The sequence below is a fragment of the Peribacillus sp. YIM B13481 genome (genome assembly GCF_042787985.1).
In the GTDB taxonomy this organism is placed as follows: Bacteria; Bacillota; Bacilli; order Bacillales; family DSM-1321; genus Peribacillus; species Peribacillus simplex_A.
On the sequence record NZ_JBHZPE010000006.1, the window covers coordinates 112,930 to 126,648 of the forward strand.

16 protein-coding genes and 1 pseudogene are annotated in these 13,719 nt (G+C 42.0%); 10 read left to right on the plus strand and 7 right to left on the minus strand.

Going from position 1 to position 13,719, the window contains the following annotated elements; translation table 11 throughout:
- Positions 1-76: 76 nt before the first annotated feature.
- Positions 77-1,189 (minus strand): histidinol-phosphate transaminase, encoded by a 1,113-nt coding sequence (gene hisC, locus ACFX4X_RS06400; protein ID WP_289320872.1) that lies wholly within the window; start codon positions 1,187-1,189, stop codon positions 77-79.
- A 171-nt stretch (positions 1,190-1,360) separates the two neighbouring features.
- Here hisC and ACFX4X_RS06405 point away from each other — a divergent pair, with 171 nt between their 5' ends.
- On the plus strand, positions 1,361-1,828 hold the full coding sequence (locus ACFX4X_RS06405) for an Lrp/AsnC family transcriptional regulator (RefSeq protein ID WP_061461963.1): 468 nt from the start codon (positions 1,361-1,363) through the stop codon (positions 1,826-1,828).
- 113 nt (positions 1,829-1,941) lie between these two features.
- Here ACFX4X_RS06405 and ACFX4X_RS06410 read toward each other — a convergent pair whose 3' ends face one another.
- The gene (locus ACFX4X_RS06410; RefSeq protein WP_289320871.1) at positions 1,942-2,337 is read right to left on the minus strand and encodes a carboxymuconolactone decarboxylase family protein; all 396 of its coding nucleotides are present in this window, start codon (positions 2,335-2,337) and stop codon (positions 1,942-1,944) included.
- A gap of 118 nt (positions 2,338-2,455) precedes the next feature.
- Between ACFX4X_RS06410 and ACFX4X_RS06415 the strand changes: the two genes are divergently transcribed.
- The 4 genes from ACFX4X_RS06415 (at position 2,456) to ACFX4X_RS06430 (ending at position 4,856) form a co-directional block, all read left to right on the plus strand.
- Positions 2,456-2,884, plus strand: a complete 429-nt coding sequence (locus ACFX4X_RS06415; RefSeq protein ID WP_377382558.1) for an Lrp/AsnC family transcriptional regulator — start codon at positions 2,456-2,458, stop codon at positions 2,882-2,884.
- Between the two features lie 262 nt (positions 2,885-3,146).
- Positions 3,147-3,365, plus strand: a complete 219-nt coding sequence (locus ACFX4X_RS06420) for a sigma-Y antisigma factor component (protein WP_284471551.1) — start codon at positions 3,147-3,149, stop codon at positions 3,363-3,365.
- Positions 3,346-3,660, plus strand: a complete 315-nt coding sequence (locus ACFX4X_RS06425; RefSeq protein ID WP_061461967.1) for a YbjQ family protein — start codon at positions 3,346-3,348, stop codon at positions 3,658-3,660. The genes ACFX4X_RS06420 and ACFX4X_RS06425 overlap by 20 nt, the downstream gene beginning before the upstream one ends.
- Before the next feature lie 263 nt (positions 3,661-3,923).
- Positions 3,924-4,856: a catalase family peroxidase gene (locus tag ACFX4X_RS06430; protein WP_377382560.1), complete on the plus strand. Its 933-nt coding sequence runs from the start codon at positions 3,924-3,926 to the stop codon at positions 4,854-4,856.
- 57 nt (positions 4,857-4,913) lie between these two features.
- Here ACFX4X_RS06430 and ACFX4X_RS06435 read toward each other — a convergent pair whose 3' ends face one another.
- Both ACFX4X_RS06435 and ACFX4X_RS06440 read right to left on the minus strand, forming a co-directional pair.
- Positions 4,914-6,584 carry an ABC1 kinase family protein gene (locus tag ACFX4X_RS06435; RefSeq protein WP_061461969.1) on the minus strand — a complete coding sequence of 557 codons (1,671 nt, stop codon included), beginning with the start codon at positions 6,582-6,584 and terminating at the stop codon, positions 4,914-4,916.
- A gap of 15 nt (positions 6,585-6,599) precedes the next feature.
- On the minus strand, positions 6,600-6,896 hold the full coding sequence (locus ACFX4X_RS06440) for a phasin family protein (RefSeq protein WP_061461970.1): 297 nt from the start codon (positions 6,894-6,896) through the stop codon (positions 6,600-6,602).
- Positions 6,897-7,144: 248 nt separating this feature from the next.
- On the opposite strand from ACFX4X_RS06440, the gene ACFX4X_RS06445 reads away from it, so the two are divergent.
- Positions 7,145-7,894 (plus strand): SDR family NAD(P)-dependent oxidoreductase, encoded by a 750-nt coding sequence (locus tag ACFX4X_RS06445; RefSeq protein ID WP_377382563.1) that lies wholly within the window; start codon positions 7,145-7,147, stop codon positions 7,892-7,894.
- A gap of 2 nt (positions 7,895-7,896) precedes the next feature.
- Here the strand turns inward: ACFX4X_RS06445 and ACFX4X_RS06450 are convergent, their stop codons facing one another.
- Together ACFX4X_RS06450 and ACFX4X_RS06455 are read right to left on the minus strand one after the other, a co-directional pair.
- Positions 7,897-8,103 (minus strand): hypothetical protein, encoded by a 207-nt coding sequence (locus ACFX4X_RS06450; protein WP_377382565.1) that lies wholly within the window; start codon positions 8,101-8,103, stop codon positions 7,897-7,899.
- Between the two features lie 89 nt (positions 8,104-8,192).
- On the minus strand, positions 8,193-8,984 hold the full coding sequence (locus tag ACFX4X_RS06455) for a TIGR00266 family protein (protein ID WP_061461973.1): 792 nt from the start codon (positions 8,982-8,984) through the stop codon (positions 8,193-8,195).
- A 462-nt stretch (positions 8,985-9,446) separates the two neighbouring features.
- Here ACFX4X_RS06455 and ACFX4X_RS06460 point away from each other — a divergent pair.
- From ACFX4X_RS06460 to ACFX4X_RS06475, 4 genes and pseudogenes are all read left to right on the plus strand, one after another.
- Positions 9,447-10,028 (plus strand): annotated as a pseudogene (locus ACFX4X_RS06460) (FGGY family carbohydrate kinase); the annotation flags it as partial.
- A gap of 129 nt (positions 10,029-10,157) precedes the next feature.
- Complete coding sequence (locus tag ACFX4X_RS06465; protein ID WP_377382596.1) at positions 10,158-10,547, plus strand: FGGY-family carbohydrate kinase; 390 nt, start codon at positions 10,158-10,160, stop codon at positions 10,545-10,547.
- Positions 10,525-10,836, plus strand: coding sequence for an FGGY-family carbohydrate kinase (locus ACFX4X_RS06470; RefSeq protein WP_377382567.1), 312 nt, complete (start codon positions 10,525-10,527; stop codon positions 10,834-10,836). Before ACFX4X_RS06465 ends, ACFX4X_RS06470 begins: the two co-directional genes overlap by 23 nt.
- A gap of 69 nt (positions 10,837-10,905) precedes the next feature.
- Complete coding sequence (locus tag ACFX4X_RS06475) at positions 10,906-11,373, plus strand: CBS domain-containing protein (RefSeq protein ID WP_125161110.1); 468 nt, start codon at positions 10,906-10,908, stop codon at positions 11,371-11,373.
- A gap of 53 nt (positions 11,374-11,426) precedes the next feature.
- Here ACFX4X_RS06475 and ACFX4X_RS06480 read toward each other — a convergent pair whose 3' ends face one another.
- Positions 11,427-13,541: a peptidoglycan D,D-transpeptidase FtsI family protein gene (locus ACFX4X_RS06480; protein ID WP_377382568.1), complete on the minus strand. Its 2,115-nt coding sequence runs from the start codon at positions 13,539-13,541 to the stop codon at positions 11,427-11,429.
- Positions 13,542-13,719: the final 178 nt, after the last annotated feature.

Here is a 13,719-nt window from a genome sequence, read left to right on the forward strand (position 1 = left end):
ACGACATGGGCAAAGGCGTCTATGTCGTATCTTTTATCTATTAATCATCAATCATACTGCAACTTCATTTCGTAGTTCAAGTACTGGACGTTTTTTTGATTGCATGTTGTAAGGAGGTTATGAATCTCTCATTTTCAAGCGGAGTGCCGATGGTCACGCGGATCGTATTTTCATAGCCTAGCAAATGACCAGAACGGATGATGACACCAGAAATCAATAGCTTCTCGAAAATGTCCCTGCCAGGATGGTTCAGTTTGACCATCAAGAAGTTGGCATGTGAAGGGAAGAATGTTAAACCCATCTCGCTTAGTTCGTTTTCTAAATATCTTCTTCCTTCCTCATTCTTACGAGCACATTGCTCTACAAATGTATGGTCATCGAGGGAAGCGAAGGCCGCAGCCTGTGCTAAACGGTTGGTATTGAAGGGTTCTTTCACTTTAACTAGCTCTTGTATGATGGAAGCATCCATTAAACCGTATCCAATCCTTAATGCAGCCAATCCATAAATCTTTGAAAAAGTGCGTAAGATGACCAGATTTGAATGGGTATTTAGAAGCGGCAAAGTTTCTAAATAATCTTCATCATCGACATATTCATAGTATGCTTCGTCAACGACCAGTAAAATATGTTTCGGCACCTTCTCGATAAAAGATTTTAATTTTTCTTTTTGGACGATCGTTCCTGTCGGATTATTGGGGTTACAGACAAAAATCATTCTTGTTTTTTCAGTTATGGCATCATACATACCCTGCAGGTCATGTACACCATTAATAAGAGGTATCTTTACAGGTGTACCGCCGTCAATCAATACATTCGTTTCATACCGTGGAAATGTAACATCAGCCATGATGACTTCATCATTTTGTTGGATGTAGGTTCTTGTTAACAAACGTATCACTTCATCAGACCCATTTCCTAGGATGATTTGATCTTGATTGATATTCAATTTCCTTGCCAGCTTTTCAGCTAATGACGGTGCCATTCCTTCTGGATAAAAGGAGATTTGCTCCATTTCGTTAAGCATGGCTTCTTTTGCTAGAGTTGAGTAACCGAATGGATTCTCATTGGAAGCCAATTTAACGATCGTTTCAAGTCCCAGTTCGCGTTGGACTTCTTCAATTGGCTTACCGGAAACATATGGGCTTATGTCTTCAATGTTTTTTCGAACCGGGATTTTCGTAAAGGTCAATACAGGTTCCTCCTTTAGTTGAATTCTGAATTTTCTTTTTCATTTACTAATTTTAATGATAGAATATTAACTGTTAAAATTACATACAAAAAAGAATGTTTTTTCACTTTCCATACAACATTTTAAAGATATATTAGCTAATATTCCTTCATTATGAAAGGCGGTTGCTTCATGGATGAAATAGATGTTTGTTTACTGGAACTTTTACAGTTGAATGGACGCATTACGATTAGTGAACTATCGAAGAAATTGGCTCTCAGTCGGCCCAGTATTTCTGAACGTATGTATCGCCTGCAAGAAAAGGGAATCATTGAGGGGTTCAGTGCAAGGGTTTCACCACTGGCAATAGGAAGAGGTGTACTTGTGTTCATTCAGGTAAGTGAACTTAAGGTTTCCGTTTCCGATTTCGAGCAGTTAGTTAAAAATGATTTAGACATTATCGAATGCCATCGTGTAACAGGAACAGTTGGATATTTTTTGAAAGCGGCTTTAGCTGATATGGACAGCATGAGATTACTTATAGATCGATTAATACCCTATGGACATCTGAATACTTCCGTAGTTTTGACATCCCCGGTGCCTTCCCGCTCCATTCTTCCAAGGATCAATGAAATGGATGATCATGGTGCGAAAACCTAGCTGGAATTCAATTTATGCTGGTATATGACCCGAATGGACGTTCAAACTACTGAAGGGTTTATAGGCTTTTTGCAAAAAGGAACGAGGCGAGATGCCTGTTCCTTTATTTGCGTTTATAAATCCATCATAGCCCCGAAATATTGCTGGGCCGTTGTAAAACAAATGAATGCCAATAGTTCAGAAATCTCTTCATCACTGAATACCTCCTTCAATACTTGGAAAAACTTTTCCTCTGTTTTTTCACGTTGAATGAGAAATACTTCTGCAAAGGCGATTGCATAGCTTTCTTTCGCATCTTCTGGCTTTAATGGAATACCTTTTGCCTGACAGTATGAACAGCCATTACCGTATGCCAGTACCCTTCTGACGTTTTCCTTTAACTCTTTCGATAGTTTCCCATCCGCAGATATGCAATTTGAGAGGTCCGACCATTTATGCGAAATCTCTTCTGAATGAAATAATCTTTGATACGGACTGGAGCCAATCGCCGAATTTTTTATTCTTGTCATGAGCATCTCCCCCTTGAGATAATCCTAATATAAAAAAACAGGAATATTAATTACGCTTGTAAAATATTTCGGTTGAATATTGTATAAATATAAAGAAAAAGAGAGGAATAATTTCTAAATGAAAATAGATGAAAAAGACCGGGGCATCCTTGCTGAATTAACGCTGAATAGCCGGATTTCCATGAGGGAATTGGCAAAGAAAGTAAATCTATCTGCCCCAACCGTTACCGACCGGGTACGGCAAATGGAGTCGTTCGGGATCATTAAAGGGTATGTTGCCGAGATTGATCATAAAAAGATCGGTTTTCCTATTGAGTGTATCGTGGAAGCAACGATAAAAAATGGGGAATATGAGAAATTCAAAAAGTATATCTCGAAGCTGCCGAATGTTGACTTTTGCTATCGAATTGCCGGGCAGGCTTGCTTTATGCTGAAAATCCACAGTGAGAGCCTTGAAGAAGTGGAGGAATTCATCAATCGGACAATTCCTTTTGCTGCAACCGTTACACATGTAATCCTTTCTCAAGTGGAGCGTGAACAGGAATGAGTATTTTTATTTATTTTCAACTGTTATGAAAGTGGCTAATCATAAATGGAAGAATCAGAACGGTTTAACCGGCAAAAAAGGCAGCCATATTTTTGAATCATTCCTGAATAGTTTCTGAAGAACCCGAAAAATCACGTGTACATCAAGGTATAATATGAAAAGGTAATACATCTATATGAAGGTTTCTAGCTTTTTAGGTGATAACATAAATCTTCACTGATTATAATACATTTTATTTAAAAAGGTAGGTGGAGTGGAGTTCATGAGTAGTTTTGAAAAACTTGCCTTGATTGTATGTGGGGTTATTTTATTGAGCCAAAGCATATATCTATTTGTCGATGCAAGGAAGAATGGCTTTAACCAGTGGATGTGGGGTATTCTTGGTTTGATTCAAGCCCCAATACCGTTAATTTTTTATTTGATCGTAAAAAAAATCAAAAAAAAGGAAGAGGACGAACTATATGATTATCGTGACTACTAATACCGTTCCTGGAAAAGAAATTAAAGAACTGAAGGGGCTTGTTAAGGGGAACTGCGTTCAATCGAAACATATTGGAAAAGATATTCTTGCGGGATTGAGGACCATTGTCGGCGGTGAAATCACGGAATATACGGAAATGATGAAAGAAGCCAGACAAAAAGCAATTGGCAGGATGGTCGATGAAGCGACAGAGAAAGGGGCGAATGCCATCGTTGCAATGCGCCTGGAAACATCGGCTATCATGCAAAACGCTAGTGAAATCATTGCTTATGGTACTGCCGTTCATGTTGAATGATTGAATGTGAAGATCTTTAGTTCTGGTTCATAAGGCTTGCCATCTTGTTCTACTTACTATTTTTCCTATAATTATAAAAGCGATATAGAAAAACTTTTATTACATGATTTGTGCAGCGCCTGGATTTTTCCAGGCGTTTTTTAACGATCAATGCTTCAGGTGCATGTATGAACGGAAGTTTACCTTGAATAAGCTAATGGGATAAGGGGTACAGGTAATAACTAAGAACATGGATTGGAATTTGAAAAGATGGGGTGAGGTATATGGAGGGAAATGACAACTTTAAACCTGAACTAGTCAGAGAAGCAGTTAATGTGATTGAAAAAGTAGCTGGAACATATCCCGGTTATCGGCGGGTGCATGCAAGGGGATATGTTTATGAGGGGGTTTTTACCCCAAATGGAAAAGCGTCCCCATTAACGGTGGCTTCGCATCTTCAGGATGAAGCCGTGCCGGTGATCATTCGGTTCTCAAATAGCTCGCCGATACCAAGCCATCCAGATGCCATATCCCCTGTGAAGGGCATGGCAGTCAAGTTTAAATTGCCGAGTGGAGAGGCATCAGATCTCATTACTGTCACCATTCCGCTATTCTTTGCGAAAACACCGGAAGCGTTTGTTGATATTGCTGACTTTTTCAAGTCTGCAAAAGAAGGTTTCCCAAATCTGAAAGAGCTTACAAAAATCCTGTTGAAATACCCTGAAAGCAAGGCAAGCCTGCAAATGCTTAAAGAAATGCGTTCTCCAGCCAGTTTCTCAACATGTCAATATTACTCCATTCATGCATTCTATTTCATTAATGCGGAAGGACGGCGTCAGGCTATTAAGTATGAGTGGGTACCTGATGCCGGCCTAAGTATGCTAGCAAAAGAGGAGGTAGCCAAGCATTCGGCAGAATATCTGGAAGAAGAAATGGAAGAGAGGCTCAGGCAAGGTCCTGTGGGCTTTAAATTGAACATTCAAATAGGAGGGGAAAATGATCCGTCTGACGATCCAACCACTGCTTGGTCGGAAGAAAAACAGGTAATAACGGTCGGCCATTTAGTAATTTCTAATAAATTGGAAACGATTAGAGATCAGTTATTGTTTGATCCAACCAATATTACTGAAGGAATCGAGTGCTCGGAAGATCCAATCTTACACTTTCGCCATAGGGCGTATGCCATTTCATATGAACGTCGGATAAATAACCAATGAAATGAAAACATGAAAAAGGGAAAGCCCTTATTAGAGGGTTTGCCCTTTTTCGTAAGTTTACATTTTTCCGGATCTGAAAATGGTGTAAAGCATAAGTAAGAACATCAGGGTTGCAACGACAAATCCAATCTCGATAACCGGTATTTTCCATAGGATCAGGGTTTCCCCACCTATTGCCGAGCCAATAATGAGACCGACCATGATTATGCTGAATGCAAGCAGGATAATACTGAAAGAAAGCCTGTTCGAGATTTGATCAAGCTTATGCAAAAAAACTTGAAGTTCGGGAATATTGATATCCAGTCGCAATTTCCCTTTTTTTATGATACCTGTTACTTCCTTGATATCCTTGGGTAGTTCAGCAATGGCTTCGGCAGACTCGATGAATTGATTCCAAGCGTTCTTGGCAATATTTTTTGGATTGTAGCGCTCCTTAAAAAGCCTTTCCCCGAAAGGTTCAGCTGCCTTCATGATGCTGAAATGCGGATCTAGTCCTTCAACAATGGCCTCCATGGTAAGCAGAGCCTTGCCGAGCATCGTGAATTCTGGAGGGATTTGGACTTGGTGCCGATTGGCAACTGTGAACAGGTCATTGACCGCTCCGCCTAAGCTGATTTGGCTCAATGGTATATCATAATATTTATTTCGCAGTTCATCAATATCCACCCTTAATGGCGCCATATCGGTTTCGTCCGTCAGAAGACCCATTTCTGAAAGTGTCTTGATCAGTCCATTGGTGCTTCCACGTTTCAGGTTGATGACAAGCGAGGCGAACTGATACTTCGTTTCATCCTCCAGACGTCCCACCATCCCGAAATCCATGAGTGCGACGACATTCCCTGGCAAAATGATGATGTTGCCAGGGTGGGGGTCGCCATGATAAAAGCCATCGATCAATATTTGCTGAAGCATGGAATTCGCTAATCTTTCTGCGATTTTCCGACGATCATAACCTTCATCATCAAGCTGTTTATAATGATTGATCTTAATTCCTTGAATGAATTCCATCGTCAGGACCCTTTTTGTGGAATACTCCCAATGGATTCTTGGTATCTTAAACCCTTGATCATCGATGAATTGCTTGGCTATTCTTTCCCCGTTTCGGCCCTCGGAGTTATAATCGAGTTCTGCGCGAAGCGATTTAGCGAATTCATCAATCATTTTTCTGATTTGGTAGCGTCTGGCCCAAGATATGCGTGCTTCCATCAGTCTTGCCAAATCATCGAGAATTTCCAAATCCGTTTCCACAGTCGGCAGAATATCGGGCCGCTGCACTTTGATTGCTACGACTTCCTGTGATGGAAGCCGTGCAGTATGGACCTGCCCAATCGAAGCGGTAGCCAGTGGTTTTTCATGGAATTCAAGAAAAATGTTTTCCAAAGAATCACCCAATTCGGCTTCAATAATTTTGCGAACCTTATCAAATGGAAAGGGGGTGACCTGGTCCTGCAGCTTTTCAAGTTCGCGGATGATTTCTTCCGGAACGAAGTCACGCCTTGTGCTTGCAATCTGACCAAGTTTAATGAATGTAGGTCCCAGGCTTTGTAAAATCGTATGCAGCCGCTCTCCGATTGAGCGGAGGTTCAGGTTTTCGTCAGGCTGGAGTTTCGATGCCGCTTTACTCTCGGATAATCCAAGGCGATAGATGAAGTAACCAAAACCATTTTTCAAAAAGGCATTAATGATTTCCTGGTAACGATGTGCGTGTTTCAGTCGCTTGCCAAACATTCAAGTACCTCCAAATCACGATTGTTGGTTCTGTTTCTCTAAAATTTGGATACGGCGCTCTAAGTCCTGAACTTCTTCTTTGGTTGCCAAGTTTAGGCCGTTGAGCGCTTGATTGACTTTGGCCTTGACGGAATCATCCAATTGTTTTTGGGCTAGTTCCCCTTTTTCGACCCAATTCTTAATAAGATCCTTGGAGTCTTCTTTGCTGATTTCGCCTTTTTTTACAAGAGAGTCCACTGCTTTTTCAATTTGTTCCTTTGTAGCAGCGGCAGCACCTAATCCTAAAGAAAACACATTTTTTAATAAGTCCATTTTTAATTCCTCCAATATAAATTTTTTACACTTTAAGAAAAATAATAGCGGGTGCCCTTCACCCTGGTTCTTTCTTGCTGTTTTTATTATCATACATCATTGGAGGCCGCTACAAAAATATAATGGGTCCTGCTGATTGTTGATGCTTAGGAAACGGATTTGTTGATCACCCAAGGGTAGTGTTTGTAGTGAAGCGAATTGGATATTATGATAAGGAAAAATAAGCTGGCGAAAGTGAGGGTGAAATGATGGGTTTTGCAAACAAAACGGTGATTGTAACGGGCGCTTCAAATGGTATTGGGAGAGGTGTGGCAAAGGGTTATGCAGAAAGCGGTGCATCGGTGGTTCTCGCAGATATGGACGAGCAGGAAGGTCTGCTGTATGCGGAAGAGCTCAAAAATAATGGGCATGAAGCCATGTTCGTTAAGACGGATGTTCGCAAGGAAGCTGACATCCAGCATTTGATGGATATCACTCTAAAAACATATAAGACCATTGATATATTAATCAATAATGCGGGAAAGGCATTGTTCAAATCGCTTTATGAGCTGACGATTGAGGAATGGGACGATATGATGAATACGAATCTACGCAGTGTTTTCCTTTGTTCCAAGGCAGCGGCTGCATCGATGCGGAATAATGAAATGGGAGGTGCAATCATCAATTTAGCATCAACAAGAGCGATAATGTCTGAGCCAGATTCGGAATCCTATGCTGCGACAAAAGGAGGGATAAAAGCCCTGACCCATGCACTTGCCGCTTCATTCAGTAAAGAGAAAATTACGGTCAATTCGATTTCTCCGGGGTGGATTGAAACGGGTGATTATGACTCGTTGAGGGATGAAGATCATCAACAGCATTTTTCCAATCGGGTTGGCAAACCGGAAGATATAGCAAGGGCATGTCTTTATTTGACGGCAACGGAAAATGACTTCGTTACGGGTGCTGATCTTATCGTCGATGGAGGCATGACAAGAAAAATGATGTACGAGGAGTGAACTCATTTTTTCCGATAAAGATATTGAAGTTCAGTTCCGAGCTCACGGTTGAGCAGCTGTTCCATTTCTTCAAGCTCCTTTATGCCGATAGGGGCATCGGCAGCTGTCCAGTGAACGGTATAAACAAAATAGTAATCTCTTATTTTGCGGAAAATAACAGGCGAATCCGGGAATTGATCAAAAAAAGCCCTGATATTATTGCGTCTCATGTAGGACCACTTAACAAGCTGCATGTAGATATCCATCCTTTAAAAAAGTGATCAATGGCTGCCATGATGGCAGCCATTGATCCCGGTTCTTATTTATCGTTGAATAAATTGAATAAACCTCTAGTAACACTGCCTTCGTCAGAAGATCCGCCATTTTGCGGCATTGCAGCGAATACACGGCTGGCAAGACGGCTGAATGGCAAAGATTGCACCCAGACGGTTCCGGGTCCTTTTAATGTTGCAAAGAATAAACCTTCGCCTCCGAATAAAGCGGTTTTCACGCCTTTTACGAATTCAATGTTATAATCTATTCCGCTAGTCATGGCTACTAAACATCCTGTATCCACGCGTAAGATCTCTCCTGCAACCAATTCTTTTTTATGGATTGTGCCACCGGCATGCACGAAGGTCATTCCATCTCCTTCAAGCTTTTGCATGATGAAGCCTTCGCCGCCAAAGAAGCCTGCACCTATTTTTCTCTGAAACTCAATTCCGACCGAAACACCTTTCGCTGCAGCAAGGAAAGCGTCTTTTTGGCAAATGATTTTCCCACCAAGCTCGCTTAAATCCATTGGAATGATTTTACCTGGATAAGGTGAGGCAAAGGAAACGTGTTTTTTTTCTCTTCCTTCATTCGTAAAAGCCGTCATGAAAAGACTCTCACCTGTAAGGAGCCTTTTTCCAGCGCCAAATAGCTTCCCCATCATTCCGCCGTCGCTACTCGAAGACCCATCACCAAAGATGGTTTCCATCTTGATTTGATCTTCCATCATCATTAAACTTCCAGCTTCTGCAATCACCGTTTCCTGATGATCCAATTCCACTTCAACAAACTGCATGTCATCTCCATATATTTTAAAATCTATTTCATGATTATTCATTTTCCATTCCTCCTATCCAACTTATGTTCATTGTAAAAGATAATCTCTTAACCTGCTAATATTTTTCAGTTTTTCGCCGTACTTTATATATTTTTTGTTTTTACGGGAATATCAAGAAAAATGAAGAAAGAAAAAACAGCAAGACACTTAGGAATCTTAAGTGTAGGAGGAGACAACCATGGAGATCAGGGAACGACAAGTTCCCGGGCCGTTTTTTTAATAAAGGCTGTTTTCACATACTTTGTTGCTATTTACCAGGTAGTGAGTTGTGGTTGATTTCCCTCCAGATGCTCGCTTTCCGCGGGGCGGGCGGTGAGCCTCCTCGGCGTAAACGCCTGTGGGGTCTCACCTGTCCCGCTGCTCCCGCAGGAGTCTCGCACTTCCGCTCCAATCAACCTTGAATAGTTTCGTTTTAAAAACAACAATCTTTACGAAAAGAGCCTTAATAAAAGAAGGGAAGTTTTGCATATTGCCCAAAAGGAATTCATCCAATATTTCCCGAATCCTGGATGGGTGAAGCACAATGCAAATGCAATTTGGGGTTCCGTTTTATCGGAAATGAATATAAAACCAGAACAGATTGCTGGGATTGGCATAACGGATCAACGGGAGACGACCGTGGTATGGGATAAAGAAACAGGTCAGCCGATTCATCATGCCATCGTCTGGCAATCCAGGCAGACAAGCGAAATTTGCGAGCGATTGAAGGATGAGGGTCTTGATGACTTATTTTTACGGAAAACCGGTTTGTTGAATGATGCTTATTTTTCCGGTACAAAGATGAAGTGGATTCTAGACCATGTAGATGGGGCCCGGGGAAAAGCTGAAAGCGGAGACTTATTGTTTGGTACGGTCGAACATGGCTCATATGGAAACTTTCGGGTGGTAAAGCCCATGTAACCGATTATTCGAACTTCAAGCACGCTGATGTATAACATTCATAATTTAAAGTGGGGCGAAGAGCTTCTGGAAATACTGCAAGTACCGCAATCGATGCTGCCGGATGTTCGTTCCTCATCGGAGGTATATGGGAATACAGCCCCACATCATTTCTTTGGCCACGAAATCCCGATTGCCGGGTCAGCGGGGGATCAACAGGCTGCCATTCCTATTTCAAAACATACTTGGCCAAACAAAGCCAAGAATACGTACGGTACAGGATGCTTTATGCTGATGAATACAGGAGAAAAGGCAGTGAAATCAGAGCATGGCCTATTGACCACGATTGCATGGGGGCTGAACGGAAAAGTCGAATATGCATTGGAAGGCAGTGTTTTTGTTGCAGGTTCGGCCATACAATGGTTAAGGGACGGGGTAAAACTCTTGAATGATTCGAAAGACAGTGAAATGTATGCAAAACGGGTCACTTCAGCTGACGGCGTCTATGTCGTCCCAGCATTTGTTGGATTAGGTACCTCTTATTGGGATAGTGATGTGAGGGGAGCGGTATTCGGATTAACAAGGGGGACATCGAAGGAGCATTTCGTACGGGGCAACATTGGAAGCTTTGGCCTACCAGACAAAAGATGTCCTTTGCGCCATGGAAGTCGATTCAGGGATTAACCTAAAGGCATTGAGGGTCGATGGCGGGGTTGTCAAAAACGACTTCTTGATGGAATTTCAAAGCGGCCTCTTGAAAGTACCAGTCGAAAGGCCGGTTATTAGTGAGACGACAGCGTTAGGGGCCGCGTATTTAGCTGGGCTCGCAGTCGGGTATTGGGAAAGCCAAGAAGAGATTTCAAAGCTGTGGGCAGTCGATAAGAAATTCGAACCCGAGATGGAAGAGCAGGAACGGAAGGATTTATATAATGGCTGGAAAAAGGCAGTCCAGGCGGCAAGGGTTTTTAAATAGAGTAAGTAAGGGTAATAATAGAAAGGAGATGAATATAGAACGACGAACTTTAAAAAAAGGGGTGGTATTATGTTAGTTAAGGATTTCATGATAAGGGAAGTCTATGTAGCCCGTCCTGATTTTACACTAAAGGAAATTCTGCGAATCTTGATCGAAAATAAAGTGGGCGGGGTCCCGGTTGTGGATGAACGCGATAAGCTATTGGGAATGGTGACGGACGGGGATATCCTTCGTTATTTGAAACCTGCTGAGGAAGCCATCATGGGGTATTTCACATACATTACGGTTCTTCCAGGTGAAGAATTGGATGAAAAGGTTACATCCAAAATGAATGATAAAGTTTCACAAATCATAAGAAATAAAAGAATTACAAAGCTATCCCCCGAAGATCCGTTAGATGAATTGATAAAGGTCCTTTCCAAGCATCATTTCAAGAAAATCCCCGTCGTGGACAAAAATGATAAAGTCGTCGGCATCATCAGCAGGGGAGATGCACTAAGGGCTCTATATAAGGAATTCGTTCAAAAGCTGGAGTAGTGAGAGCACAAAAAGGCCTGCTCATAATCGAGCAGGCCTTTTTGTGTAAACCATCATTGTGTGCTTTCTATTGCATTGTCTGCATCAGATTCACCTTTTGATCTTTTTTCCTTCAATTTAAAATAGGCGTCCATTACTTCTTTCCCGATACGTTTGTTGATATCGTCAGAGGGCTTGCCTTGATAGACCCATGGCACGACGACAGAGAATGCCACTTCCGGGTTATTGTGTGGTGCATAACCTGCAAGTGTTAGATTAATGGTATCCAATGGTTTACTATATTGATTCCTCCGCGGTCCGTCGTAAAAGGCCTCGGCTGTTCCCGTTTTCGCTGCTGCATGGTAGGATTTCCCTCCGAAATAGTTATACGCCGTCCCACCTGGCTCCTGGGCAACCTGCCTGAAACCTTCTTGGACACGCTGAATCCAAACATCCTTTCCGCCTAATTCGTTCAGCACTTTGGGGCTCATCGATTTAAAAACGCTGCCCATTTGACTGTGTTCGTCGGAAGGGTTCCGGATTTCCTTGACCATACGCGGCTCCAGTCTCTTGCCGCCATTTGCAATCGTTGAAGCGTACTGTGCCAATTGCATAGGAGTATATGTATCATACTGGCCAATCGATAAATCCAGCAGCAATCCATCTGTAGACATGTCGACGCCTTTAAACCCGACCGATTCATTTGGCAGGTCGATGCCGGTACGGACACCCAATCCGAATTGGGCATAATGATTGCGCATGATTGCATAAGCTTCCCGGTTGATCCCTAAGGGTTGATGAGGGATATAATGGCCGCCGGCAATTTTAATTGCGGTCATGAACATATAGACATTCGACGATTTTTTTAATGCAGAAACATCCGTTACATACCCTAAAGGGCTATAAGATTTTTTGGGTTCGGCACCAGCTAATAAAAGTGGGTGGTCATGAAACGCCGACCCCGGTGAGATGGCTCCAGTCTGAAAGCCCGTATAGACCGTAGCCCCTTTAACAGATGACCCCATCGTATAGGAGGTCGTAATGTTTCCAAGGGCGAAATCGTTCATTTCGGTTAAGCCGGTTTTACTGTTACGTCCGTATTGCCTACCGGCCATCGTAAGCACCTCACCTGTATTCGGGTCCATTAAAACGACGAAGGCACGATCTAATAGGTATGTATTTCCCTTAGATTTAGATATACGCAATTCGTTCTCGATGATTTTTTCGACTTTTTGCTGCAGCTCCATATCGATTGTCAGGACCAAGTCTTTTCCGCTTTGTCCTTCGGTGAGGGTATTCGATTTGATGACCTCCCCTTTGCTCAGCACATTTTCAACCCGCGTCTTTTGGCCGCGCAGGACATCTTCATATTGTTTTTCGAGATAACTTTTTCCGACCCGATCATTCCTGGTATAGTCGCGTGCCAGATAATAGTCAATATTTTCACTGGGAATCCCTTCTTCGGAAGAAGAGACTTTGCCCAGAACCGAACGGAGGGTCTCGTCATACTTATAGGTCCTTTCCCAATCAGTCGTTACGTCCACGCCTGGCATTTCATCCAAATGCTCACTAACCCTGGCGTATTCCTTTGTAGTGACATCTTTGTTCTTCACGATGGAAGGGGCGAGGGCATAGCCACTATTGAATTCCCGGAAGATGGCTATCACTTCCAATTCATCCTTGGTGAATTCCTTGATATTCTCATCGGTTACCCGTTCCATTTGAAGTTTGTATAAATCTTTTTGCTTCAGCTTCTTTTCGTCTACTTTCTTCCTCTCGGCCTTAGTAATCAAAGCTTCGGCATTTTTCGGATGTTTTAAAATCCAAAAATCCTTTTTATCCGGGGTCGTTACCTTTTTTGTATCTTTTTCTATCAAGGTAGCAAGGACCTCAGCCGTCTTTACCATATCGGCAGTTTTCGTATTCGGGTATTTCGTATAAGTAATGGCATTGCGTGGCTCATTATCAACGACCGGATTCAAGTTCCGGTCATACATCTTCCCACGGGGAACGGGGGTATTGGCCACATCGTTTTCCGTTCGATCGACTTCGCGGAGGTAATCATCCCCATACACGATTTGGACGATGCCAAGCCGGATTATTAAGCTTGAAAATAAAATGAATATTAAAAAGAAAAAAATGTTCAATCGGAAAGGAATTGGGTTTTTTTTCTTTTTTTCTTTGGTCATCATTAACATTCCTTTCTAGTAAAAGTAAAAAATAAGAAAATTCCTATCTCCAATGATATATAAATTTAACTTATTTTTCTATGCTTTATCCGTAAATTTATCTATATTTCCAATAGATAGTTTAAGAGTTATAAAATTCCTGTTAATCGCGCAATTGGGAAAATTGATACGAATTAAT

What these genes read in the sequence shown, in the direction of transcription:
- ACFX4X_RS06445 (WP_377382563.1), top strand. Translation starts at nt 7,145, where the DNA reads ATGGGTTTTGCAAACAAAACGGTGATTGTAACGGGCGCTTCAAATGGT.
- ACFX4X_RS06405 (WP_061461963.1), top strand. Translation starts at nt 1,361, where the DNA reads ATGGATGAAATAGATGTTTGTTTACTGGAACTTTTACAGTTGAATGGA.
- ACFX4X_RS06440 (WP_061461970.1), bottom strand. Translation starts at nt 6,896, where the DNA reads ATGGACTTATTAAAAAATGTGTTTTCTTTAGGATTAGGTGCTGCCGCT.
- ACFX4X_RS06455 (WP_061461973.1), bottom strand. Translation starts at nt 8,984, where the DNA reads ATGAATAATCATGAAATAGATTTTAAAATATATGGAGATGACATGCAG.
- ACFX4X_RS06480 (WP_377382568.1), bottom strand. Translation starts at nt 13,541, where the DNA reads ATGACCAAAGAAAAAAAGAAAAAAAACCCAATTCCTTTCCGATTGAAC.
- ACFX4X_RS06415 (WP_377382558.1), top strand. Translation starts at nt 2,456, where the DNA reads ATGAAAATAGATGAAAAAGACCGGGGCATCCTTGCTGAATTAACGCTG.
- ACFX4X_RS06410 (WP_289320871.1), bottom strand. Translation starts at nt 2,337, where the DNA reads ATGACAAGAATAAAAAATTCGGCGATTGGCTCCAGTCCGTATCAAAGA.
- ACFX4X_RS06475 (WP_125161110.1), top strand. Translation starts at nt 10,906, where the DNA reads ATGTTAGTTAAGGATTTCATGATAAGGGAAGTCTATGTAGCCCGTCCT.
- ACFX4X_RS06450 (WP_377382565.1), bottom strand. Translation starts at nt 8,103, where the DNA reads ATGAGACGCAATAATATCAGGGCTTTTTTTGATCAATTCCCGGATTCG.
- ACFX4X_RS06430 (WP_377382560.1), top strand. Translation starts at nt 3,924, where the DNA reads ATGGAGGGAAATGACAACTTTAAACCTGAACTAGTCAGAGAAGCAGTT.
- ACFX4X_RS06425 (WP_061461967.1), top strand. Translation starts at nt 3,346, where the DNA reads ATGATTATCGTGACTACTAATACCGTTCCTGGAAAAGAAATTAAAGAA.
- ACFX4X_RS06435 (WP_061461969.1), bottom strand. Translation starts at nt 6,584, where the DNA reads ATGTTTGGCAAGCGACTGAAACACGCACATCGTTACCAGGAAATCATT.
- ACFX4X_RS06420 (WP_284471551.1), top strand. Translation starts at nt 3,147, where the DNA reads ATGAGTAGTTTTGAAAAACTTGCCTTGATTGTATGTGGGGTTATTTTA.
- ACFX4X_RS06470 (WP_377382567.1), top strand. Translation starts at nt 10,525, where the DNA reads ATGGAAGTCGATTCAGGGATTAACCTAAAGGCATTGAGGGTCGATGGC.
- ACFX4X_RS06465 (WP_377382596.1), top strand. Translation starts at nt 10,158, where the DNA reads ATGAATACAGGAGAAAAGGCAGTGAAATCAGAGCATGGCCTATTGACC.